The 25,312-nt window shown below is 56.1% G+C and carries 17 protein-coding genes and 1 pseudogene; 4 read left to right on the top strand and 14 right to left on the bottom strand.

The features are described from left to right. Positions 1 to 541: 541 nt before the first annotated feature. The gene (locus tag JCM15831_RS06970) at positions 542 to 1,582 is read left to right on the top strand and encodes a tyrosine-protein phosphatase (protein ID WP_198024264.1); all 1,041 of its coding nucleotides are present in this window, start codon (positions 542 to 544) and stop codon (positions 1,580 to 1,582) included. A 74-nt stretch (positions 1,583 to 1,656) separates the two neighbouring features. On the opposite strand, the gene JCM15831_RS06965 is transcribed toward JCM15831_RS06970, so the two are convergent. From JCM15831_RS06965 to JCM15831_RS17265, 10 genes and pseudogenes are all read right to left on the bottom strand, one after another. Next, on the bottom strand, positions 1,657 to 3,117 hold the full coding sequence (locus tag JCM15831_RS06965) for a catalase (RefSeq protein ID WP_025823719.1): 1,461 nt from the start codon (positions 3,115 to 3,117) through the stop codon (positions 1,657 to 1,659). A 422-nt stretch (positions 3,118 to 3,539) separates the two neighbouring features. Further along, complete coding sequence (locus tag JCM15831_RS06955) at positions 3,540 to 4,358, bottom strand: TIM barrel protein (protein WP_025823716.1); 819 nt, start codon at positions 4,356 to 4,358, stop codon at positions 3,540 to 3,542. 109 nt (positions 4,359 to 4,467) lie between these two features. Continuing rightward, positions 4,468 to 4,858 (bottom strand): annotated as a pseudogene (locus tag JCM15831_RS17270) (tautomerase family protein). Positions 4,859 to 4,915: 57 nt separating this feature from the next. Next, positions 4,916 to 6,040, bottom strand: coding sequence for a Gfo/Idh/MocA family protein (locus tag JCM15831_RS06945; RefSeq protein ID WP_232228040.1), 1,125 nt, complete (start codon positions 6,038 to 6,040; stop codon positions 4,916 to 4,918). A gap of 13 nt (positions 6,041 to 6,053) precedes the next feature. After that, positions 6,054 to 7,520: a sugar porter family MFS transporter gene (locus JCM15831_RS06940; RefSeq protein WP_232228039.1), complete on the bottom strand. Its 1,467-nt coding sequence runs from the start codon at positions 7,518 to 7,520 to the stop codon at positions 6,054 to 6,056. A 175-nt stretch (positions 7,521 to 7,695) separates the two neighbouring features. Then, positions 7,696 to 8,709 (bottom strand): Gfo/Idh/MocA family protein, encoded by a 1,014-nt coding sequence (locus JCM15831_RS06935; RefSeq protein ID WP_025823711.1) that lies wholly within the window; start codon positions 8,707 to 8,709, stop codon positions 7,696 to 7,698. 23 nt (positions 8,710 to 8,732) lie between these two features. After that, positions 8,733 to 9,533: a 5-deoxy-glucuronate isomerase gene (gene iolB, locus JCM15831_RS06930; protein WP_025823709.1), complete on the bottom strand. Its 801-nt coding sequence runs from the start codon at positions 9,531 to 9,533 to the stop codon at positions 8,733 to 8,735. Beyond that, a complete protein-coding gene (gene iolE / locus JCM15831_RS06925) occupies positions 9,530 to 10,429 on the bottom strand; it encodes a myo-inosose-2 dehydratase (protein ID WP_025823708.1) in 900 nt (299 codons plus the stop codon). The genes iolB and iolE overlap by 4 nt, the downstream gene beginning before the upstream one ends. Positions 10,430 to 10,481: 52 nt before the next feature. Beyond that, complete coding sequence (iolD, locus tag JCM15831_RS06920) at positions 10,482 to 12,317, bottom strand: 3D-(3,5/4)-trihydroxycyclohexane-1,2-dione acylhydrolase (decyclizing) (protein ID WP_456303427.1); 1,836 nt, start codon at positions 12,315 to 12,317, stop codon at positions 10,482 to 10,484. After that, the gene (locus tag JCM15831_RS17265) at positions 12,256 to 14,298 is read right to left on the bottom strand and encodes a bifunctional 5-dehydro-2-deoxygluconokinase/5-dehydro-2-deoxyphosphogluconate aldolase (RefSeq protein WP_232228038.1); all 2,043 of its coding nucleotides are present in this window, start codon (positions 14,296 to 14,298) and stop codon (positions 12,256 to 12,258) included. The genes iolD and JCM15831_RS17265 overlap by 62 nt, the downstream gene beginning before the upstream one ends. Before the next feature lie 189 nt (positions 14,299 to 14,487). On the opposite strand from JCM15831_RS17265, the gene JCM15831_RS06910 reads away from it, so the two are divergent. Beyond that, a complete protein-coding gene (locus JCM15831_RS06910) occupies positions 14,488 to 15,327 on the top strand; it encodes a MurR/RpiR family transcriptional regulator (RefSeq protein WP_025823705.1) in 840 nt (279 codons plus the stop codon). Between the two features lie 36 nt (positions 15,328 to 15,363). Here the strand turns inward: JCM15831_RS06910 and JCM15831_RS06905 are convergent, their stop codons facing one another. Next, the gene (locus JCM15831_RS06905; RefSeq protein WP_025823703.1) at positions 15,364 to 16,059 is read right to left on the bottom strand and encodes a glycosyltransferase family 25 protein; all 696 of its coding nucleotides are present in this window, start codon (positions 16,057 to 16,059) and stop codon (positions 15,364 to 15,366) included. A gap of 728 nt (positions 16,060 to 16,787) precedes the next feature. Between JCM15831_RS06905 and JCM15831_RS06900 the strand changes: the two genes are divergently transcribed. Next, positions 16,788 to 17,768 carry a LysR family transcriptional regulator gene (locus JCM15831_RS06900; protein WP_025823701.1) on the top strand — a complete coding sequence of 327 codons (981 nt, stop codon included), beginning with the start codon at positions 16,788 to 16,790 and terminating at the stop codon, positions 17,766 to 17,768. Positions 17,769 to 17,951: 183 nt separating this feature from the next. On the opposite strand, the gene JCM15831_RS23660 is transcribed toward JCM15831_RS06900, so the two are convergent. From JCM15831_RS23660 to JCM15831_RS06890, 3 genes are all read right to left on the bottom strand, one after another. Next, positions 17,952 to 19,157 (bottom strand): TonB-dependent receptor domain-containing protein, encoded by a 1,206-nt coding sequence (locus tag JCM15831_RS23660; protein WP_051528364.1) that lies wholly within the window; start codon positions 19,155 to 19,157, stop codon positions 17,952 to 17,954. Then, positions 19,154 to 21,046: a TonB-dependent receptor plug domain-containing protein gene (locus tag JCM15831_RS23655; RefSeq protein ID WP_051528363.1), complete on the bottom strand. Its 1,893-nt coding sequence runs from the start codon at positions 21,044 to 21,046 to the stop codon at positions 19,154 to 19,156. The genes JCM15831_RS23660 and JCM15831_RS23655 overlap by 4 nt, the downstream gene beginning before the upstream one ends. A 374-nt stretch (positions 21,047 to 21,420) precedes the next feature. Beyond that, complete coding sequence (locus tag JCM15831_RS06890) at positions 21,421 to 22,764, bottom strand: MFS transporter (RefSeq protein WP_198024263.1); 1,344 nt, start codon at positions 22,762 to 22,764, stop codon at positions 21,421 to 21,423. A gap of 498 nt (positions 22,765 to 23,262) precedes the next feature. On the opposite strand from JCM15831_RS06890, the gene tkt reads away from it, so the two are divergent. Beyond that, positions 23,263 to 25,284, top strand: a complete 2,022-nt coding sequence (gene tkt / locus JCM15831_RS06885) for a transketolase (RefSeq protein WP_025823699.1) — start codon at positions 23,263 to 23,265, stop codon at positions 25,282 to 25,284. The last annotated feature ends 28 nt before the right edge of the window (positions 25,285 to 25,312 follow it).

Below are 25,312 nucleotides of genomic sequence, written 5' to 3'. Positions count from 1 at the left end.
GCAGTTATTTTAAGTTATATAGTTTATAAACATCTAAATCTCGTCTACGCATTTAATAAATATTATATATTTATATTAAAATATCCGAATTCACCAATGCACTGACAGTGACGCCGCCCGTGGATATTGTTCTGGTAAAAGATGTTATCCAGAGGTCGCACGGGCGCCGATGTCACCCTTGGCTCCAAAGATCATCTTCATTCTTGCAAAAGCTCTCATTGCGTCAGCGCCTCTATTATGAAGCATAACGATAAAATATACCTATAATGTAAGAAAAATTTCATCATTGTTTGTAAAAGTAATATATAGTTCCGTCTGATGTCTGTGTAAATTTATTCATACGAATCAGCCCCTTATACTCCCATTCAGTTTCACTTATTCCCGGTATCACAACTGGGCGACCTGTTCGAAATGGAGCGCATGATGCGGTATATTCGAATTACGGGACCAGCCTTCATTCTCTATGCCTTTTACTTGGCAGAAGCACTTTGAGGAAAAATTAAACATGTTATTGAAGAAATCGACGTTGGTTTTCGCATCAATGGCAGCATTCGCCGTAGTTGCTCACGCTTTTCCCCAGACCCCTGAAGTGGCCAAGGCCGAACTGACGGTAGCCTCACAATACGCCCTGAGCTGGCCAGCGACACTCGGAACCGTCGATCTTTACGCTGCATCAACGCCGGATCAAGGCACCATGACTCCGGTGAAGCGACACGTCACGACCTCATCCATTACCGTTGTCTCGCCTCTTCCGGGCAAAGGTCGCGTCTATTTTTTCATCAAGCCGACCGACGGCACACCCGGCCTTTGGGTCTCCAACCGCGTTCTGCCACTCAACGGGGTCGCCAATTTCCGTGATATGGGCGGCTATGAAACCACGGATCATCATCATGTTCGCTGGGGACAATTCTATCGCTCCGCAGCTCCAAGCGGGCTGACTGCTGAAGATTATCAGCTCGTGGACACTCTCGGCATCAAAACTGTGACCGATTTCCGCACCCAGGCCGAACAGAAAAAGCAGCCGACCCATTGGCAGGGCGTCTCCCCGGCCTTTTTCGCTTCGGAAAAACCGACGCTGCCCGGCGACATGACCGACCGTAAGCATCTGGCGAAACTGAGCGATACCGATGCGAAGACACTCATGGAAGCGTTCTACGCTCGTATGCCAGAATACTACGCTCCTGAACTCAAGGCACTCTTCGCCCGGCTTGAAGCGCACCAGACGCCAACTCTGACGCATTGCACCGCAGGCAAGGACAGGACGGGATTTGCGTCCGCTCTTGTCCTCTATGCCCTTGGTGTGCCGGAACAGACCATTTTGGCCGATTATGCCATGAGCGGCGATCTGCTTCGTGCGCATCTGACGCCCAGCTTCAAAGCCGCCATGTCGGATCATCAGAATGGCGGCGCCATGGCAGCTTCGCCTGCCATGCACTCGATGCTGGCTTCAGACCCCGCCTATCTCAAAGCTGCCTTCGACGCGATCAAAAAGCATTACGGTTCAATCGACGCCTATCTGACGCAGGAACTTGGCGTGACACCCCAGCAGCGCGCCACGCTTCAGAGCCTCTATCTGGACTAAAAAAGGGAGACGTCTTAACGACGTCTCCCCTTCCAAAACCTCCGGAGACTGGTCTCCGGACAGTCTTTACATGCTTACTTCTTCTGCGAAAGTACGGCCTCGCGAATACGTTGACCGAGCTTGGCATCAACATTGGTCCAGTATTCGAACACACGTGACAGGACTGGCTCTTCAACACCACCCAGAATATGGCCCGAAGCGTTCTGCACCAGACGGTCACGCGCCGCATCGTCCATTACGCGATTAACAAGGTCATTTGCCTGGCTGAAATCGTCATCTTCGGGGCGCAGCGTATAAGCTGCACGGACGAATTCACCATCCGCAGCCCAAACCGCATTCTCAGGGAAGCGCTGTGCATCGGCCGCCGGGCCACCCTTCGAATTGGGCGCGTAGACCGGATCGGATGCGTTCTGCGACCGCATCGTGCCGCCCTTGGAATAGGAATGAACCGGGCATTTCGGTGCATTAACCGGAATCTGCTTGTAGTTCACGCCAAGACGCGCGCGGTGAGCATCAGCATAGGCGAAGGCGCGTGCCAGCAGCATTTTGTCAGGCGACAGACCCGTGCCCGGTACGAAGTTATTCGGCTCGAAGGCAACCTGCTCGATCTGGGCAAAGAAATCCGTCGGATTGCGATCAAGCACAAGCTTGCCCACTTCGATCAGCGGATATTCTTTCTGAGACCAGGTCTTGGTCAGATCGAACGGGTTGATCCGATAGGTCTTTGCGTCCTCATAAGGCATGATCTGCATCTTGAGCGTCCAGCTCGGATGCTCTCCACGCTTGATCGCCTCGTACAGGTCGCGGCGGTGGTAATCTGCGTCGCTTCCTGCGAGCTGATCGGCCTGATCCTGTGTCAGACACTTGATGCCCTGGTCGGTCTTGAAGTGATATTTCACCCAGAACCGCTCACCAGCCTCGTTGACCCACATATAGGTGTGGCTGGAGAAACCATCCATGTGGCGCCATGATGCCGGAATACCGCGGTCACCCATGAGCCAGGTTACCTGATGGGCGCTTTCCGGGCTGAGGGTCCAGAAGTCCCACTGCATGTCATTGTCACGAAGGCCGTTATCGGCACGGCGCTTCTGCGAGTGAATGAAGTGCTGGAACTTCATCGGATCACGCATGAAGAAGACCGGCGTGTTATTGCCGACCATGTCGAAATTGCCTTCTTCGGTGTAGAATTTCACCGAGAAACCACGGGGGTCGCGCCAGGTATCCGGGCTGCCCGACTCACCAGCAACCGTCGAGAACCGCATGACCGTCTCGGTCTTCTGGCCCTTCTGCAGGAACTTGGCCTTGGTATAGCGGCTGACGTCGTGCGTGACCTCGAAATGCCCGAATGCACCGCCACCCTTGGCGTGCGGCTGGCGATCGGGGATCATCTCGCGATTGAACGTCGCCATCTGCTCGATCAGATAGTGATCATGCAGCAGGATCGGGCCATCGGCCCCAACGCTCAGAGAATACTCGGTGCTGGCAACGGGATTGCCTGCATCGTTGGTGGCTGGTTTGAGGCGTTCATCAGACATGGAAATGCTCCGGTCAGAAGTTTATGCAGCTAGAATGATCCGGAGGTCTTCGAGTTGCACAAAGCGCTCATCGAAACTGTCGATCAGAGAGACAAGAGAGGCCGCAAAGACTTGCCTCTGGCATAAGTTAATAATAATAGTTATTATCAATACAGGGCGCTTATTGTGATACTTCAGCGCTTTCCACACTATTGTGGCTGCGATTCTGAACCTCAAGGGGTGGTGTGAATGACACCGTGCCCATCTGATTTTCCCAGTATTGAAAGCCACTTATCATGAAGTGACCGATCGGCGCGCATTGGATCCCAGCCACCTGCCGTCCCGTGAAACTCTTCTACCCTTGCTCCACGCAGTCGGGACGGGTCTCAGCTGACGAGATCGTTCTGAGAAACGCTTCCGAGAGCAGGGCTGTCAAGAAAACTTCACGGAGGACAGAAGGTGGTAGCGAACCGTTCGAGAGCACGTTCACTGTTCTTCTCGAAAGCCCAGGCTTCGAGGCCGATGACCCCGTGATAGCCCATATGGCGCAGCGCGCGAGCCACGGCGGGGTAGTTGATTTCACCTGTTCCCGGTTCGCATCGGCCAGGGACGTCAGCGACCTGGATCTCCCCGATGAAAGGCAGAGCCTTCTCCAGCAAGGCGATGAGATTCCCTTCGCCGATCTGGGCATGATAAAGATCGAGCATCAGACGCAGATGGGGATGATTGACGCCTTGCACCAAGGCGAGACAGTCCTGAGCCCGTCCAAAGGGCACCCCAGGGTGGTCGACCGCCGCATTGAGGTTTTCAAGCACGAATGTGACGCCGTGTTTCCCGCCAAGTTCAGCGAGGCGGCTTAGCGTATCGTAGGCTTTGAGCCACATGGCCCCATCCGGACCGGCTGGGCATGGCTTCAGTGGAAGCCCGTCAGGCCCGAGCCCTGTCCCGTGCAAATTGAGCCTGGGTATACCGAGCTCCTTTGCCGCCTCAATTGAGAGTAAAGCTGTGCGCAGCATTTCCTCCGCACCACTCTCATCGGCCAATGTGCCTCTGATATATCCGGTCATGGATGAGAAATGCGCGCCCGTCGCGGCTAGGCACCTGAGATCATGCCGGGTCCAATCCCAGAGCTCGACCAGAAACCCTTTGCGCGCCAGATACTGCACGCGTTCCAGAAAAGGCAGATCGAGCAGAATCATCTCTGCACAGACAGCAAGCGAAAAGGGCGCTGCGCGATCGGACAGAGGATAGGCTTTTATCATGATGATCCCTCACCAAACGTCTGTCGTCGGCTCATTTGCGGGCGGGCACCTCCCGATGCCGGAAAATCGTCATCTCAAGGAAGCGGCACCCATGCCGCAGAGAGGTTTTTTACAATTCGCCTGTCAGAAACTGCGCGCGCCCATGTCCGAAAGACCAATGGGAATCTTCATTCTCGACGACCGATACCATGACATCCGAAGGCATCATGTTGCATTCTTCCTGCAAGCGTTCGGTCAGGCGTCGATAGAACGCCGCATTCTTCTCCTCACCCCTGGGTCTGCTGAACATCTGCAAGACCAGAACCTTGTCGGTTCTTGGGATATTGAGCCCTGTATCCTCAACGATCAGATGCGTTTTTTTTATGTTCGGAGACAATCTGGTACCGATCGCCCCGAGGGACATCAAAAATCTCAAGCATGGCCTCGTGAGCGGCATCGAGCATCGCCTTCACCTCGATATCGCTTCGTCCTTCAACAACGTGAAAATGAAGTAGCGGCATAATCTTCCTCTGGATCAAGAAAAGACTCCGGCATTGAAAGCCGGATCCCGAGAGACGTCAGAGTCTCGCCCAGCTTCCATTTCTGTGGGCCATGACAGCAGCGTCGATCAGACGCTGAACCTCCCAGGCCTCACGGAAATCGGGCGTTGCCGACACACCCTGATCGATCGCGCGGATAAACTCGGCCATCTCGATGGTCTTGAGATCGTTAAAGCCGAGATGATGACCACCCGCGACACAGAAGGCGCCATAAGGCGGATGCTGCGGCCCGGACTCAATCAGACGAAAGCCATTGCTGCGAGGATCTTCCCCCGCCTTGTAATAATGCAGTTCGTTCATGCGCTCCTGATCGAAAACAAGCGTCCCATTGCTCCCAGAGATCTGAAAGCCGAGCTGCATGTTTCGCCCTGTCGCCAGCCAGTTAGCCTGAAGCGTCCCGGAGCATCCTCGTTCGAACACGACCAGCATGCGGGCGATGTCATCCACGCCCACCTCCTTGCGCTCGGCCTCTCCGGCCTTGACCGGTCTGGTTTTGATCGGCGTATCGAGCTGGGCGAAAACCTCTGAAATCGGGCCGAGCAGGAACCGCGCAACGGCGATGATATGACTGCCCACATCGGCGATAGCTCCCTGTCCACCTGCCGGATCACAACGCCATGACCAAGGCGTTTCCGGATCGGCCATGAAGCCTTCGGCGTGGATCCCATTGAAATCGGTGATCTCTCCAAGTTCACCGGAAGCAATCATCTCGCGCGCATATTTCAGCAGCGGATTCTTGAGATAATTAAATCCACTTGCCGTCCTGACGCCCGCCTTTTCCGCAGCGAGCATCATCTCCTGCGCATCAGCGCCACTGATCGTCAGAGGCTTTTCGCAATGGACATGCTTGCCGGCAGCGAGAGCAGCAAGCGCCATTTCCTTGTGAAACAGGGTCGGGGTCGTGATCGATACGACATCGATCTCCGGATCTTCGACAAGCGCGCGCCACTCCGTCAGAGCCTTGACGAACCCGAACTGGTTTCTGAAACCCTCAGCTCGGGCACCATCGAGATCGGCCACTGCATGAAGCATTGGGCGCGGAATATCGTCGAAGACGTTCCCTGCAGCCTGATAGGCCAGAGCATGCGCTTTGCCCATAAAGCCCGTACCAATCAGACCGATGCGGATTGTATTTCTCATCATGCTCGCTCCCGGTTCAGACATGTCTGGTGGTTTTGACGGCGACAGGCGACGTCGAGGAAGAGAAAGAGCGATAATCGATCATCGTCTCTTCGATTTTTTCCAGAGAAACACCTTTGGTCTCAGGCACGAATTTCATCATGAACCAGAGGGCGCCAAGGCCAAGTAACGCGAACAGCCACATCGAAAAGGCACCGTGAAATTTCTCGGAGAGATAATGATTTTCGCTCAGCATCGGGAAGAATTGGCTGACAACGAAATTCATGCCCCAATTGGCCGTTACGGCCAGACTGATCCCGACAGCGCGGAAGCGATTGGGGAAAATCTCGGAGATAAGGATCCAGGAGATCGGCCCCCAGGACAGACCGAACATCAGCATAAAAACCAGCATGCCCGACAGGGCCATCAGGCCTGTTGACTGGGTGTAAAGCCCCCATGAAACGACCAGAAGTCCGATCACCATGCCGATCGAGCCCCAGAGCATCAGCGGCTTACGGCCATGACGATCGACAATCCAGGCTCCGATCACGCATCCGAGCAGCAGGGCCAGCCCGATCCAGATGGTTTGAAACAGAGCGGCCTGAAGACTGCCGCTGGTCGATTTCAGAACCATCGGTGCGTAATACATCATCACATTGATGCCGGTGACCTGCTGCAGCGCAGCGATACTCGCCCCGACGAAAATGATCCAGCGAGCACGAGCATCGCCAAAAACCTTTGAGAAGCCCAGAGACGTTTTGGCGACGGCGCCCAGAGACTCTTTGATCTCGGCATGAAGATTGCGCGCATGATGATCGTTCGAAATGCGTGTCAGGGTCTTCAGCGCCTCATCGTGGCGTCCCTTGAGCACGTGCCAGCGCGGCGATTCCGGAATGAAGAAAATCATCGCGCAGAAGAGGATACACGGCACGATTTCCGAGCCGAACATCCAGCGCCACCCCATGTCGAGCAGCCATTCGGGCGTCGCAGACCGCGCAATGAGATAATTGACGACGAAAACGACCACCTGACCGAAGACGATGGCGAATTGCTCCATACTGAGCGCGCGCCCCCGCATATCCTTTGGCGAGACCTCGGACATATACATGGGCGAGACAGCTGAAGCGACGCCAACCGCGATCCCGCCGAGCATGCGATAGACGACAAACCACGTAAAATCCGTCGCGAGTGCCGTTCCGATCGATTGTAAGCTGAACAACAGCGCACAGATAAACAGCGTCATACGCCGTCCCAGCCTGTCCGCCATCGCGCCGGAAACAAGCGCGCCAACCATGCAGCCGACCACCACATTGGAAACAGCCCAGCCCGTCTGGGCCGGAGAGAGGTGGAAATATTCCTGCAAAGGCGAAATCGCGCCGGAGATCACCGACGTATCGTAGCCGAAAAGAATACCCCCCAAAGCAGCGATCGCGCAGATACGCAGCACATATCCAACGTCATGGCGCTCTGATTGCACCATGACGACGTCTTTTACTCTTTTCATGAGATGCTCTCCTTTCCCGGCTTTTTTTTGCCGGGAGAGACAGTCATTGAACGGGTTTTAGAGAGCCGTTCCGGATCATGTGCGCCCTGTGCTGATCATTATTCGGTCAGGAAATGGTGCATGAGATCTTTACGGCTTCAGCCTCTGTCAGACAGTCGTTTCCGCCAGTGGAAACTCAACCGCCGTAAAGGGCTGGACGCATTGTCATTTCAATTTTTTCGATCTGTCCGCTTTCCTGCGCCCTGACGCAGGCATCAGCAGCCACCGAGGCGCAGTAACCGTCCCACGCGGTCGCCCCGTTCAGCGCGCCAGCTTTGACGCCATTGATAAAATCCTGAACCTCAACGTCATACGCCGCGATGAACCGCTCTTTCCAGTCGGTCATGATTTCGGTCGACAAGGCGGCGGCCTTACGCAGTTCAATAGCAGGAGGTAAGGGCAAGCTGGCCTCACCCAGCTCTCCGACCACCGCGCATTTGATGTCATATCCGTATTGGCAATTGACGAATATTTCGACATCGATGCGAATGCCTTTTTTCGTTTCCAGCAAAACAATCTGCGGATCACGAATATGCTCCAGCGCCTTGGATGTCCGACGTGGGAAAATGACCTGAGCGCTCACATAATCATCGCCAAGCATCCAGCGAAACACGTCAAGCTCGTGTACGAGCGTGTCCGTTATACCCATATCGGTCTTGTAATTGGCGCCGACACGCTGGTTACGATGAGCCGCATGGATCATCAGAACCTCGCCGATTTCACCCTTGTCGATCAGGGATTTCAGTGCACGGTACCCTGTGTCATAGGGCCGCATGAACCCAACTTGCAAAAGGCGTTTGCCATGTGCGGCTTCAGCCTCGACGATCCGGCGGCAATCTTCAGCCGTCGTAGCGAGTGGCTTTTCACAAAAGACGTATTTCTTGTGCCGCAATGCCTCCAACACATACTGCGCATGTGTCCCGCCCCAGGAGGTGACGATCACGGCCTCGACTTCGGGCAAGACAATCAGCGTCCCGCCATCCTGCGGCACTTTGGCTTTCGGCGCGTATTTATTCGCTACTTCCTGAGCGCGATCGAGATTGACGTCGGTCACAGCAACGATTTCTGCACCGGAGAGGCTCTGCATGCACCGGCGGATATGGTCCTCACCAATAGCGCCCGTGCCGATAACACCAATTTTGAGAGTCATTTCAAGAACTCCACTTGTCCAAATCAATAGGGGAGAAAGGCCTGGTCAGGATCCATGGAGAATTTCCAGGCCCGACGGGGTCCCGCCATGACATTGAGATAATAAAGGTCGAAACCATGCGGCGCGCCGACAGGATGGTAGCCTTTGGGCACGAGCACCACGTCACGATCGGCAATAGCCATGGCCTCATCCAGCGACCCGTCTTTTGTGTAGACACGCTGTAAGGCGAACCCGCTGCCGCGTTTGAGACGATGATAATAAGTCTCTTCGAGATAGGTCTCGTTGGGGAAATCGTCGGTGTCGTGTTTGTGCGGTGGATAGCTCGACCAATGCCCACCCGGCGTGATGACCTCGACGACCAGCAGAGTTTCCGCTTCTGCCGTGTCAGGCAGAATATTGCGGACGAAACGCTGATTGGTGCCCGTCCCTCGCGTCAGTTCGCCCACATCGTCCGGCGAAATGACACGGGCAGGGTATTTGCCCTTGGCAGGAGACGAACAGACTGCCAGCTCGACCGCCGTCTCCGCCTCGACACGCCAATCGGCCCCAGAAGGCAGATAGACAGACCAGGGCGCTCCACTGAAGGGATCCATGCGCTCTCCGAGCAGACCGAAATCCTGTCCTGCCCCCTGGATGCGCGCCTTGCCACTGACGAGCACAAGACAAGTCTCATTCGGGCCGGTGCGATCGGAGATGTGATCTCCCGGCGCCAAAGAACGCACATTGAAATCGATATAGCCCCATCCCGCCGATTGAGGCGTTACGGAGACAGTGCGCTTGGTCTCGTCAGGCTTGTGAGACCGCACCAGAAGAGTGGACGTCATAGGGACGCTCCCGAAAGATGGCCGGTCGCAATCAGCGTATCGACCAGATAATTTCGGCCCATGCGGGCGTAAACGAGGGGATTAGCGAGTTCAGGGTCCTGTTCGGCCTCAAGCACGATCCAGCCTGCATAATCGGGCAGCTCACGCATAACGCGGGCATAGTCGATGCAGCCATCGCCCGGCACGGTAAACACGCCGGACAACACGCTTCGTAAGAAACTCCAGTCACACACATCGGCCTGCGCCCGCTTGAACGGACGGATATCCTTGCCATGCACATGACGGATCCGCTCCCGATAAGAGCGGGCCAACTCGGCGGGATCGGACCCGCCCCAAAGCGCATGGCCTGTATCGAGCAACAGCTTCACCGCGGGACCGGTCAGATCCATGAAGCGCGCAATATCGTCTCGCGACTGCACAACCGTGCCCATGTGGTGATGATAGACGAGATCGATCCCATGATCTGCCAGAAAACCGGCCACGACGGTCATACGCTGGGCAAACGCTTTCCACTCGGCTGCCGCCAGAAAAGGGCGCGCAGAGAGGGGCGTATCGATCTGCCCATGAATCGCGTTGGACGTCTCTGCCGCAATGCAGACCTTGCACCCCATGCCCTTGAGCAATTCCAGACGGGGTTTGAGTGCCTCAATTTCCTCTTCGGCAGAGCGCGTCAGAAGTTCGGTCGACCACCAGCCGGAGATGAATTCCAGCCCGAACGGATCGAGTGCAGCCTTCATGCCAGAGACTGTCTGGGGAAATTTATGACCCAGTTCCATGCCCTGAATGCCGGCCTTTTTCGCCTGTGCCAGACACATTTCGAGCGTTGTGGATGCGCCAACCGACTGCATGTCGTCATTGGACCAGATGATGGGATTGGCGCCAATTTTGATTGTCATACTCGTCTCCTTGCCTCATCGCCGTATTGGCGAGAGACGGAATAAAGCTGTCTCAGTTACCGATACGCTGCGCGCCACGCGCCCTCTCATATTCTTCGCGGGCCTTATCGACCTGCGGACGGATCGAGACCTCAGGCACTGCGACATCCCACCAGGCGCCGCCCTCTTGGGTGGTCGGTGCCGGGTCGGTGTCGATGACGAGAACGGTCGTCCGGTCTGCCGAGCGTGCGCGCTCCAAGGCCTCTGTCAGATCGGCGAGGCCTGAGATCTTTTCGGCATGCGCGCCAAGGCCATGAGCGAGCTGCACGAAATCGATCTTGAAAGGACGGACCTGCTGGCAATCTTCCCAGAGATTATTGAACGGAGCACCGCCGCAGGCCTGCTGCAAACGGTTGATGCAGCCATATCCATGATTATCGAGCAACACGACGATGAGCTTCTGGCCAAGCAAAACGGAGGTGGCGATTTCGGTGTTCAGCATCAGCCACGAGCCGTCCCCCAGCATCACGATCACCTCGCGATCGGGACAGGCCATTTTTACACCGAGCGCTCCAGCCAATTCATACCCCATGCAGGAGAACCCATATTCCATATGGTATCCGCCGGGTTGTTCGGCCTGCCAATGCTTCTGCAACTCGGCAGGCAGCCCCCCCGCCGCGCAGACCACTGTATCGGTGGGGCGGCCGTTGCGCTGCACGGCGCCGATCACCTGCGCGTCGGTCGGCAATGTCTTTTGCGTCGCATCAGGCAGGGCCTGATAGCGCGCCGAGATCTCCCTCCACTCGCGATAGGCACGCTCGGCCTTACCCGTCCATTCAGGCGCTGCTTTCCAGCCCTTCAGCCTGGCATCGAGTGCGATGAGGGATTTTCCGGCATCACCCACAACCGCAAGCGCCTGATGCTTGGTCGCATCGAAAGGCTGGATGTTGAGCGACACGATTTTCATATCGGGGTTCGAGAACAGCCCCCAGGATCCCGTCGTAAAATCGGCAAGGCGCGTTCCAACCGCAATAACAAGATCGGCCTCCGCCGCCATTGCATTGGCAGCAGTGGTGCCACTGACACCAATGCCCCCCATATTCAGGGTGTTCGACGTCGGCAGCGACGAGCGCCCTGCCTGTGTCTCGCCCACGGGAATGCCTTTTTCGGCACAAAACGCCGCAAGCTGTTTCTCGATACCGGCATACAGGACGCCGCCACCCGCAATGACCAGCGGCTTGCGCGACTGACTGATGAGCGCAATGGCTTCCTCGAGTTCGACTTCATCTGCGAGAGGACGACGAATGCGGTGCACACGTTCGGCAAAGAAGCTCTCGGGATAATCGAAGGCCTCTGCCTGCACGTCCTGACATAGGGAAAGCGCGACCGGCCCGCATTCGGCGGGATCGGTCAGCACAGCCATCGCGCGAGCGAACGCGGGCACGATCTGCTCGGGCCGGGTAATCCGGTCGAAATAACGGGAGACCGACCGAAAAGCATCACTCGCCGTGACCGTGCCATCGCCGAAATCTTCGACCTGTTGCAGAACCGGATCGGGAATACGATTAGCGAATACATCACCCGGCAAAAGCAGGACTGGCAGCCGGTTCACATGAGCCACGGCCGCTCCGGTCACCATGTTCAACGCACCCGGCCCGATCGAGCTGGTGCACGCCATGGCGCGTCGACGACGGGAGGCCTTCGCAAAGGCCGTCGCCGCGTGGACCATACCCTGCTCGTTATGACCGCGCAGCGTCGGCAGAGTCTCACGTTGGGCATGAAGCGCCTCACCCAGACCGGCGACATTGCCATGGCCAAAGATTGCCCAGACCCCGGCAAAGAAGGGCTCAATACGCCCGTCGATTTCGGTCTTCTGCGCCATCATGGCCCGCACAAGGGCCTGGCTCATGGTCAAACGGATCGTTTTCATTGCCGTGCTCCCTCGCTTCAGGCGCTTGCGCCGGACAGTGCCGCCTGATCGCGGGACGTCCAGGCATCGACGAAGGCGCTGAAACGCCGCGCCATCTCGCAACGGCCTGCTCATCAGTAGTCTTCCCGGCCAGCCAGTCTCGGGCGGGCTGTGCGAAAATGGTGCGCCCTATGGCAAAGCCCTTGACCCATGGTGTCGCTGACGAGGCCCTGAAGGCCTCCATCAGCTCTTCTGCTGGCGCGTCGAGACCCAGAATGACGACACCACGGCAATGGGGATCGCGTGCTTCGATAACTGCCCCGATCTTCTCCCAGGACTTTGGATCGCGCTGGCCTTCGAGCTTCCACCAATCGGGACGCAGGCCGACATCGTAAAGGCGAGAGAGAATAGACGAGACGGTGTTACTGGTCAGCGTACCGTTCTTGCCCGCAATGATCTCGATCAGGATCTCCTTGCCAAACTTGCGACACGCATCCTGCGCCCGAAGCAATTCGCGCTCCTGACGATGCTTCAGCTCATCGCTGTCATCAGGATGATAGAAGCACAGGCATTTAATGATTTGCGCGCTCGGCCATTCAACCAGATGTGCACCAAGAGATCCGCCACACTCAAACTCGAGCGGACGCGAGCCCGTTTTCTCTATGGGGCGCGCTGTCCACAAACCCGCGTGTGAGGCGTCGAACAGGGCATCCTGCCCGTAACGTCCATCCATGAACACGCCAAAGCCAGGACGGCCTTGCGCCACACTTTTGGCTGCCTGAACGGCCAATTTCTTGAACTTGGGCAGGCGATCGAAAGAGGCGCCGACTGCGTTCGCAATCTCTTCGAGCTGCAATCGATGATCGCATGCCAGTGCCATGATGGGGGTGGTCTGCTGCCGACGTGTCGTGACCCAATGCAGATGATTGAGCGCCTCATCACGGCGCAGGGCGCGCTGACTGCTGCCTTTTGCCAGGAAATAGCTGAGCTCTTCCCAGGTCGGAATTTCAGACGAGCAGAGCAGACGCGAGACCGCAAAAGCGCCGCAGGCATTCGCGAAACGACAGCATTCGGCAATTTTCTCGCCCCGAACCCAGCCGCGTAGAAAGCCGGACATGAAGGCGTCGCCAGCACCGAGCGTGTTATAGACCTCCACCGGGAAACCGGGCCCCGAAATGCCGTCTTCCAGAGAGTCCGGAATAGCTCCTTCGAAAACGACGCACCCCATCGGTCCACGCTTGCAAACGATGGTGGCTTTCGACACAGCCCTGACGGCACGAATGGCCTCAAGCGTGTCCTCACTGCCACCCGCAATATGCAGCTCTTCTTCCGTGCCGACGATCAGATCGCAATGGGGCAGGATTTCCTTCAGATGAGCGGTTACGCTATCCGACTTGATGTAGCGTGATTCTCCGTCGCCAATCCCTGCCAGGCCCCAGAGATTGGGGCGATAATCGACATCGAACACAACCTTGCCGCCATGCTGATGCACCAGATCCATTGCCTTGCGCTGTGCCTTGGCCGAAGCGGGACGCGAAAAATGCGTGCCCGTCACGACAACTGCTTTCGTGCGCGCGATCAACGCCGGATCGACATCGCCCTCATCGAGAGCAGCATCGGCACAATCGGTTCGATAAAAGAGAAGCGGGAAATTCTCCCGATCGCGCACGCCTAGAATGGCCAGAGCGGTAAAACGATCCGGATCGATCTGCACACCATCGGTACAAACCCCTTCCCGCTCCAGCTGCTCGGTGATGAAGCGGCCGAAATGCTCATCGCCGACGCGCGTGACAAGCGCCGATTTCAAACCCAGTCGCGCAGTGCCGATCGCGATATTGGCGGGACACCCCCCCACGGCCTTGCTGAAGCTGGCCATATCTTCCAGTCGGCCACCGATCTGCTGACCGTAAAGATCGACAGAGGAACGTCCAATAGCGACGATATCGAGATCCTGTCCGCGCATCCCCGACTCCTGCAGCATGTTAGGTTGCTCATTATCAGAACATAAGTTCTGTTATAGGTCACCACACGGAACGTATATTCCCTAATTTTCTTTAATTTTGCACGGTGATGTGATCAGATCGGGATCCGAGCCCTAGACAGCAGTGCCTTTGGCGTTCTGCCGATAGAATGTTATGGAATTTTCATTCCCTTACCGGATTGCGCTACCTTGACCGAATTTCCTGACGACACCTTCTCCATCCAGTCCGATTTCGACGCCTTTCATCATCGCTTGCGCCTCTGTTACGAGGAGCTGCCCAAACGACTGGTGCAACTCGCTGATTTCGTCAGCAATGCGCCTGACGAAGTGGCCCTCGGCACAGTCAGCTCACTCGCGCGTCAGGCCGTCGTTCAGCCCTCGACGGTCGTACGTTTTGCTCGGACGCTGGGGTTTGCAGGATTTTCGGATATGCAGGCTGTGTTTCGAGACAGGCTGCGTGTGCGCAATGTCACCTATAAGGAGCGCGTCAACGCCCTGCATCGCGTGGATGGTGAAGCGGTCGAAGCATCGGCTATTTTCAGCGGGTTTTACGAAGCTGCTCACGAATCCCTTCGGGCACTTCAGACACAGCTTTTGCCAGATCGGCTTGACGCTGCGGTCACAACGCTGGCTCAGGCAAAATGCCTCTACCTACTGGGACTGCGTCGGTCGATGCCGGTGATCCGCTATCTGTCCTATCTGCTGTCGAAGCTCGACATTCAGCATCACATCATCGGGCTCGAAACCGGGATGGAAGAGGAAAGCTTTGCCTATGCTGGCCCTGAGGATGCCGCTCTCGTCCTTAGCTACAAGGCCTATGCCCCGCGTACGGTCGAGCTCTTTCAGGCGCTCGAAGCCCGTGAGGTCCCGATCATCTCAATGACCGACAGCGCTGCCAGCCCGGTCATTCCCCAATCCGGCTTATGGCTTGAGGTCCATGAGGCCGATTTTCAGGGGTTCCGTTCCAACGCCGCATCGATGGTTCTTGTCTCAACGCTCGCAGCCGCAGTGGCAGAACGCCGAAGCTGACACCCTCAGGCGGTCCGTCTCGTCGTGGAAAGTGCCTTATCGTTGGGCGAAATAGCCAGCGGTGGAAAGGCTCCAAACGCATTGAGCTGTGCGTAGTGATAGGACGTCACAACGTCGATCCCGACATTGCGCACCATACGGTCCAGACCGAGCTGCTGATATTCCTGCGCTTAGCGGGAGGCAACAGTCGAGCAGTCTGCGTGCTCCTTTGGGCGAGACGACATATGCGCAAAGGCCGAACGCCTGAAGTAGTCTGAAGACACCGGCATTGACATCCTGTGACGTGAAAGACGATGCATTTTTCTGCATCCGCTTTTCATCAAGGGTAACGGTCCCTCGTGTAACACCGGGCAGAGCGTCAATCGTAATGGGCGCGTTGAAATTATAGCCCAATAGCGCGACGTCCCACCCCTCAGGCAAGGTCGCAATCAGGCGCTCGCTTTCCGTCGTGAAATTACGACACAGTAGCGCGTCATCTTCAAAAACAACCAAGGGCGTGTCCTGCTGCGCAGCCTGGCTCCATAAACCGAGATGAGACAGAGCCGCGCCCAATGCGCCGGGCGTGTATTTTAAACCCGGGTCAGCCATCCCGCGCTCTGCAAGGTCTCCTGGAGTAAAACGCTCTCCCTCCACGCCCTCGGCCCATTCGATCACTCCAGCATGCTGATTGAAACGTCTGAACCGTTCAAGACGATCTGTATCGACGGCACGGTTGATTACGACACGGCGCATGGGGTCCTCTCATGTGGCGGCAGTCAAGCGACAATACCAGATTTTACCGTATGCAGAAGAAAACACGAAATTGGCGCGTCAAGGTCGATCCAAGCCGAGTCATCTCGGGTTATAATTTTAGAGAAGGGCGGAGGTCTCGCTTCACTATTGCCTCTGCGACACGAACAACCTGCGCCTCAAGTGATGATCCCGAAGCAATATCAGATGTCAGGCATTATTTTAAAACGACCCCACAGAGCAGAGGCAGCAGCATGTCAGGGCCGCTTTGTACGGTAACTATGAGGTAGGCTTGTCAGACATCCCGCGACACCGGATCCGATATGGCCATGTCGAAGAACCATCACCGACGTAGGGGCGCTCGCGCTTGAACTGGGACACGCTACACAACTTGGCACATCTGAGCGGCATCGTCATGGGGTGGGCGGTGCCACTCCGCTCATGAGAGCTAGTCGGATGACGTATCGCGTACGGTCAAGGCCATAAACTGGCAACATGAAGCTGACATGCCTCGAGTGTGAGCGGTTGATCACCCAGCCTTCGCCCGAAGTACGAATGACGATCCACTAATAACGAGTCGATATTTTATTTTCCATTTAGAGAATTTAACTTTGATTTCGCACGATCACACTTCATTTATCATAAGGATATTACCTGTAGGCGTTTTGAAATTTTCGTCACGTCGCAGGGAGAGATACCATTGCCTGACGTCTGAAACTGGATCTTAGCCCTTGTCTCGTCCACGCATACCCGCCAACGCCCGCCCTCTTCCCCGTGTCAGCGGGTTTCAAGGTCGTATCGCTGAGGTAGATCTGCGCCTTTTGCGCGTATTTTCCTCCGTAGCGCATCACGGAGGCTTCGCGGCTGCCGAATTGGCTCTCGGCAAAAGCAAATCCTCGATCAGTATCGATATCGCCGCCCTCGAAGATCGTCTGAACATGGTGTTGTGCCATCGCGGACGATCGGGATTTGCTCTAACCCGCGAAGGCGAGGGAATTTTAGACGCTACGGCAAAGCTCTTTGACGAAATTGAACTGTTCCAGCAACGTGTTAATGATGTAAGCGGCACGGTTTCAGGCCGGTTCTGTCTTTATCTGACCGATAATATTCAGATTCACGGCGAAACGGTTCTCGTACGCGCCATACAGACCCTTGCCAGTCGCTACCCAGCCATCGAGATGGAATTGCACTCAGCCTCTACACAGGATGTGGAGTTGGCTGTCCACAACGGTACGGCGACAGCAGGCGTCACCCTGACTCCGCATCAGCCGTCTGAGATGGACTCGATCCCGCTTTTCTACGAGCGCTCCAATCTTTACTGCGGCGCAGGTCATCCCCTCTTCGAACGAGCAGACCACACGATCGATCATCCGTCGCTGACAAATGCCCGAATGATCAGTGTCAGCGACGCTGCCTCATCTCCTTCTTGGGAAGAGCTGCAACCGTCAATGACTTTTGCTGCCAGAGCCGATCACATCGATGCACGCGCGCTCCTCATTCTATCGGGCGAATATATAGGCTTCCTGCCCGAGCTTTTCGCCGCACAATTGGTGCAGCGAGGCAGTCTTCGTCGTATCGACTTCAACGATCTGCATCTGGTCAGTCATTTCCACTTCGTGACCCGTCCGACCCCGGGCAACCGTCTCCTGGTCGAGACATTCCGCACAATTCTGATGGAAATCAGCGAAAACGACCTCAAACTGGAACGCTAGACAACGCGAATTGACACTCAGCGAGTAATTCAAAACAGACAGACCGTACGCAGCACTATCGCTTAGCGGGCGGACACCGATCGGCTCAGCCATCTTCCGGACAATGCGGCCTGCTGTTCGGTCGCATGGGATTCACTGACCGGATAGAAAAACTCCGGGCCGCGAGGCCCGGAGCAACGAGAGTTAGAGAACGACCTTTACGCCGAACTGGAAGGAACGGAGAACGACACCGTTCTGCGACCAGGAAGAGTTGTAGAGATAACCGCCATAAGTCCCGAAATCATAAGGCGATTTGAAGCCGAGCAGATTGTAGACGTTGGCATAAGCGCTCCAACGGCGGTTGAATTGATAATTCACTGTCAGATCGACGTCCCAGAAGGCTTTGACGCTGCACTGTCCCTGAGGCACGAAGCTGCTCGATACCTGAGCATCCGCACAATTATGCGCCGTGTTGGAACCTGTCTGATCTTCAGCCGTCGTGCGGTAGCCGCTGGTGTAGTAGACTGTCGGCGTCACAGCCAGCTTGCGCCAGGCAAAGGTATTGGCCCAGTTGGCGCGCCAGCGGGGCGTTCCCGAAGCGGACACGGCAGCATAATTACCCAGTGTTCCTGCAAAACGATAGACCGAGCCGTCCGGATTGGTCAGGTTCATACGACGCACATAGGTCGCCGTCCCTTTGCTGTACCAATGCACCTCGTGGAGCACGCCAGGAAGCTGCGTGTTGGCCTCAAAAGACAGATCGAAACCATCAGTGACGAGCTTGTTCGTGTTGACATAGCCCAGATTGATGATGCCCGGACGGAGCTGACCGCTCGGATTCTGCGGATCGGCGACATCCGGGGTAACCGTCACACCCGTCGGCAGCGTCTCACCCGCAAGATAGGCATTGGCCACGGTGGCCGTGCCAACCGGGTTCGGCGCAATATAATGGTTCTTGCGGATGTAGTAGTAATCGGCGCTCAGAGTCAGCCAACGTGTCGGACGGAAAATGGGACCAGCCGAATAATTGGTCGACGTCTCAGGGCGCAGATTTGGGTTGCCTGATGCATTGGAGCCGATGCTGTAATTCTGAGCGTAGTTATTCGGGGTCCCGTTGGCATTCAGATGCTGGCTAATGAAGTTTGCGTTTGTTGGCGTGTAAGTCGTGTAACCAACATTGGACCCACCTGTTTCTGCGAAGCTCGGAACGCGGAAGCCTTTGGCGAACGTGCCACGCAAAGTCAGCTTTTCAGTTGGCTTGAATTGCACTCCAAATTTCGGCGAGAAATTACTAAAGCCTTCCGAATAGTGATCGTAGCGACCGGACGCATCGGCAGTCAGCATTTTCACGATCGGCGCATTGGCTTCGAAAAAGCCGGATTCGACCCAACGGCTCCCCTGTGCATTCACCGGTTGATTGCACCGGTATATTGCGCCGCAGGATTTGCAGGATCGAGCGGGTTGGCATTCGGGTCGTTCAGCGCTTCGTAGCGAATGTTCCCACCAATCGCGAGCTTGGCCACACCGCCCGGCAGGTGGAACAGTCCCTTGCTCAAGGTCGCCTCACCCGAATATTCCTGCGTACGCGCATTGATGACATTACGCGGTGCGATGGAGTTGAGTACCGACTGCGAATTGGCCGACGGATCGACAAAATTATAGCTGCCGCTTGTGATGGCGTTTTGAATACCCGCAATCGTCGGGACGCCGGTGATCGTCTGATTGAGAAGGGAGTTCATCCCGACGAAATTGACGTCGTAATTCCAGTCAGAACCCCAGCGTGAAGGACGCCATCCGTTATAGCGCACCGAGCCGCGGAAATTCTGGGTGGTGCTTGCCGTCGTGGGCTCAAGATCACCGAAGCGATAATTGATCTGCGCCTGCTGCCCTAGAGACGCATACGGGTTATTTGGGTTGAGCGATCCATCAGCGAGATAAATAGGCAGATAGGTGTTCTGCGCTGTCGCCAGCTTTGCCTGGCTATAAGACGAGCCGCCATAGGTTGCTGCCGGCGTTCCGGTGGTGATTGACCGGGACTGCGACCACGTAAACATCGCTGTCAGCTGCGAACGTTCGGTCACATTGGCCGTAAAATGAGCCGTAGCACTAACGCGGCGCAGATCAGGTGCCAACTGGGCATATTTCCGGCTATTCCATGAGCAGGCTTGGCTGATCCCGGTCGTTCCAGAGACAACGCCACTCACGACGCCATCTGTTCCACTGGTGCAGCCAGCCTGCGGATTGAGCAACTGCCACGGACCTGCATTCGCCCCCGTGCTGGTCACAGGACGCACAATCGCAACCGTCGATGGCGAGAAATTGGTGATCGCGCTGCCGGAGACAATGTTGCTATTGCCGTTCTTCCCGCCGATATCCGTCAAATCACCGTTGTTATATGGTGCACTCAACTGGCGGTAATAAAGCGGATCGTCCTGCTGATATTCCGAGTTGATGTAGAAGTTATAACCATCCTTGTGCAGATCGCCGTGACCCCATGTAGCGTAAAGGCGCTGATGGCCCGCATCGCCACGTTGGGTCAGACCGCCCTCGGCATTCCCTTCGAAACCCTTGATTTCCTTACGGGTGATCATGTTGATCACGCCGGCGACGGCATCGGCGCCATAGGTCGCCGACCCACCATCCTGCAGGACATCAACGCTCTGCATGATCGATTGCGGCATCCAGTTGGTGTCGACGAAATTGCGCTGCCCGTCATCCGCCAGTGGATAATAAGACAGACGCTGCCCATCCATCAGCACGAGCGTTGAGTCCACGCTGAGGCCACGCAATGAGGGCGCCGAAGAGCCTGCTGCGAAACCGCCACCTGCCGACCAGGAATTGGTCAGATTACCAGCACCGTTGGAAGACAGAAGTTGCAGCGCGTCAGTCACGGTCTTGATCCCGCGCTGCTGCATGTCTTTCATGGTGATATGGGTGATCGGTGAAGCGCTCGTGGTGTTCGGATCGCGAAACAGCGATCCCGTGACCATGATTGTCTCTGCACGCGACGAAGGAGCTGAGACAGAGCTGTCAGAAACCGGGGCCGCAACCGCCTTGGCGCGAGCCGAGCGGCTCGACGCAGTCCCCTTGACCTTCGTTTTCACAGGGCTTTTGGAGGCGGTCGATGTGACAGGCGCTGAAACAGTTTGTGCCTGAGCGTCGCTTGCGAAATGCAACAGGGCGATACAGGCAGTCGCGCCCATCAAACCGGCGGCAAGAGCGCGCTTCTGGCGGCGCGACGGGGCAACCGCACCGCGCATAATCGCGGATTCGTTCATCTCTGGGCTGAGCGGCGTCATAAAAGGGTCCGTCAAAATAGGTTACTCTGCGACAGATATCGTCGCAACATTCCCAATTCGTAACGGGATATCGTTCAAACCCACAAGGAGGGTTACAAGATTATTACACATTTTCGCCACGGTTGTGCAACAATGTCACACTATATGACATTGCATATAGTGAATTAAAAAGCAGCGTTTTCCGATATCTATAGTTTTCCACAAGATTTTATAGTGAGATATCATCCTATCGTTGTTTTCCTGCAACGGGTTGATAATCACCGCAAGCCTTATCGATTTCGATCCACGAAGAGACGAACACGTTAGATGCAGGCAATAAAAAAGGCGGGTCTGTGAACCCGCCCTCGCCAATGTTTTATCTCACCAGGACAACACTAGGCCGCCCCCTCCCTGGCCTCCGCACGCGTTGCGTGCAGATGCGCCTCAACATCAGGATCCAGCGTCAGAAAATAAGTCAGAACGGCACTGATGAAGTAGATCACGGAATAGACAATCATCACGCCGAGCACTCCAAAGGACGGCTCGAAAATATAAACAATTGCCGGCCCGATCCAGACGCTCGCACCAGCACCAAGGTTGAGCAGTGACATGGCAGCCCCTTTGTTTTCAGGAGCCAGATAAGGCATCAGAGCCGAAAGCGGCACATAGCCAGCAAGAGTCATGCCGTAAAAGGCGCCGGCCACCATAACGATAAAAAGATGGTCGGGCCCGAGAAAGGTCGGCGCAAAATAGAATGCCATGGTGCTCAGGGTCGAGCCGATCCCTCCCATGATCATGACAGTATAGCGCCAGCTCAACTTGTCGCTGATGATCCCCAGAACAAGATTGAAGAAGATATTGCTGATGAAAATGGCCTGAAGAACAGCCAGCCACTGCCCCATGGTGAAGTGCAGCGTATGGGTGAAATAAAGCGGCATGAACACCAGAAAACCGAACTCGGCAGAGGAGTTGATGGCGCGCACGATGCAGCCCATACCTACTTTTGGGCGCTGCCAGCCGATTGCCAATGACAGAAAAAGCGTCTTGAGCGCGCCATGCTTTCCTGCCTCGACCCGAGGGACCCGCTTCATGCCAAGCAGCGCCAGCGCTCCACCAAAGATAACGAAGCTGAGTGCAACCCAAAGCGTCGCATAGCCGCCAATGATCGGCAGGAGCACACCCGCAATTGTCGTACCCAGCGTGGGCAGCCCCGCCGTGAAGCAGAACCAGAACCAGCCGACAGCCGACCCCAGCTTCTGCACCGGTGCCGTGTTGACGACCCAGACAAGAAAACCGAACGCGAAAAGCGGATACCCGAAACCGCGCAGACCGTAAAACAGCGTGATGAGTGTCCAGGATTTTGAAGGCAGAGCAAAGCCTAGAAAACCGATCTGAAAGACGATCCAGATAGCCAGACCGATCAACATGACCTTTCGGCTGCCCCACATATCGGAGAGCGCGCCCGAAGCCCATGCCGACACCGCTGCAGTCAAACCGTAAATCGTGAAAAGCCCGGCAACATCGTGCTCCAGGAAGCCAAGCGAGACGAGATAAGGGGAGAGATACCCACTTTCCACCCCATCGCCGATCATGAACAACAGCGTTCCGATAAATCCCCAGATCATGACTGGTGGAATTCCTGCCCAGGAAACGAACCGCTCAACGGCGGTTCTGGGCTCCATGTCCTGCAACGTACCGGTTAACGAGCGAGCGTCGCCGGCGAATGTCCCGCCTGCCATCGTGTTTCTCCTGTTTTGTTCATCAGGCCATCGACTGGTGTGCAGCGCGCCTGGATCACCCTTCCTTGCTTGAAGTCTCACGCGTCAACAAATCACAAGTTCGAGTTATGTATACCAACTTGGATGTTAGTTTGGGATATTTTTGATACGGTTGTTGATATAATCAACAGAGGGAATCGGTATGTTTCTCAAAATATTTGAGAAATAACATCTCTGTTTTGGTGATATATTTCTGATTATATGAGAAATTTCTCGAGATTCGGAGAAACCGATCAGGATTTTCGAAACATATCTCGATGATACAACATGATTTAATCACATAATTATGATTTATAACAATGAGTCTAAGCCAATATCCTCATAAGTATTGTTATTATAAATACTTTCTCTCATCGGAAAATGAGACAGGCAGATATCCTGCGGTCAGACAGACAAGCTCCACTGTGACGAAAATCACATCCTCCCCCACCCCAGTCGGGATCAGACGAAGGTCTTCCAATGACCACACGTAGCCAACGCGCCAACGCCATCCGCATTCTTGCGATCGATGCCATTTTCAAAGCTCAGTCGGGCCACCCGGGAACACCAATGGGCATGGCCGATATCTCGGAAGTGCTGTGGCGTGACATCATGCGCTACAATCCGGGCAATCCGGATTGGTGCAACCGGGACCGCTTCGTCTATTCCAACGGCCACGGATCGATGCTGCTTTATGCCCTGCTGCATCTCTCCGGCTTCGCGCTGGGCATCGACGATATCAAACAGTTTCGTCAGCTCCACTCAAAGACACCCGGCCACCCCGAATTCGGTTATGCGCCCGGCATAGAGACCACAACCGGACCGCTCGGTCAGGGCATTGCCAACGCTGTTGGCATGGCCCTGGCAGAAAAGACATTGGCTGCGCAGTTCAACCGTCCCGGATTGCCGATTGTCGATCATCATACCTATGCCTATCTGGGTGAAGGCTGTCTGATGGAGGGCATCTCGCACGAGGCCTGCGCTCTTGCGGGAACGTTAGGTCTGGGCAAGCTGATAACGATCTATGATCGGAACATGGTCACCAATGACGGGCCGATTGACGGTGTCTATACTGACGATACGCGCAAGCGCTTCGAGGCCTATAACTGGCAGGTTATCGGTGAGATTGACGGTCACGACCCCGAAGCCGTTCTGACGGCCTTGAAAGAGGCCCGCGAAGAAAGAACACGACCGAGCCTGATTATCTGCCGCACCACGATCGGCCAGGGATGTTCCGAAGGCTATGCAGGCACGCACAAGGTCCATGGCGGCGTGCTCCCGGCCGATGAAATCGCCAAAATCCGGGAGCGCCTGAACTGGCCCCACCCTGCTTTTGATATCCCTCAGGAGATCTATCGGGACTGGGATCATCGCGCTGCAGGAAAAGAGGTCGAGACCGCCTGGAACGACCTGTTCGCGCGCTACAGAGACGCCCATCCCGAGCTCGCAGCTGAATTCATGCGGCGCCAAAATAAGAGCTTCCCGCGAAATTGGGAGACTGTGTCACGCGACCTTGTCCGGAGCCTTCAGGACGCGCCTCAGGATATCCCGTCACGCAAGGCGTCCCAAAACGCCATCGAGGCTTTTGCCCCGCATCTGCCAGAGATGTTTGGCGGTTGCGCCGACATTACCCCGAGTTGCCTGACGCGCTGGTCGGGGTCTTCTTCGGTGTCTGTCGATGCTGGCGGGAATTACGTAGATTACGGCGTCCGCGAATTCGGGATGGTCGCCATGGCCAGTGGCGTTGCCCTGCATGGCGGCTTCATTCCCTATACCGCCACCTTTCTGATGTTCATGGAATACGCACGCAACGCGGTGCGCATGGCCGCCTTGATGAAGCAGCGCCAAATTCTGGTCTATACGCATGACTCCATTGGGCTGGGCGAAGACGGTCCGACCCATCAGCCCGTCGAGCAATTGGCCAGCCTGCGCCAGACCCCGAACATGGTGACATGGCGCCCCTGCGATCAGGTCGAGGCCACCATTGCCTGGGTGAGTGCGCTCGAACGCCTCGACGGACCGACAGCCTTCTCGCTGTCGCGCCTCCCGCTCCAACAGCAAAGTCGCAATGATGCGCAGCTGAGGGATGCCTGGCGCGGTGGCTACGTACTCTCCGACTGCACAGGCACGCCCGATCTGATCCTGATCGCCACAGGGTCTGAAATGACGCTCGCCCTCGACTCAGCCAAGGCGTTGCGAGCCAGAAATCTGGCCGTACGTGTGGTCTCCCTCCCCTCACCCGAAACGTTCGACGCACAGGACGCTTCCTATCGCGAAACTGTGTTACCTGACGCAGTGCGAGCCCGGCTCGCCATTGAGGCCGCAAGCACATCTTACTGGGCGCGTTATGTCGGCCTCGACGGAGACGTGGTGGGCATGAGCGGATTCGGCGAGTCCGGACCTGCCGCGGATCTGTTCCGCCATTTCGGCTTCACGGTCGAAAATGTCGTCGCGCGCGCCGAAGCGATTCTGACACGCCTCAGAAGCCGTCAGTGTGTCTGACCTCCCGCCCCTTCCTCACCGGGCGGGC

Source organism: Asaia astilbis JCM 15831 (assembly GCF_000613845.1).
GTDB lineage: Bacteria > Pseudomonadota > Alphaproteobacteria > Acetobacterales > Acetobacteraceae > Asaia > Asaia astilbis.
This window is presented reverse-complemented; position numbering and strand designations above follow the sequence as displayed.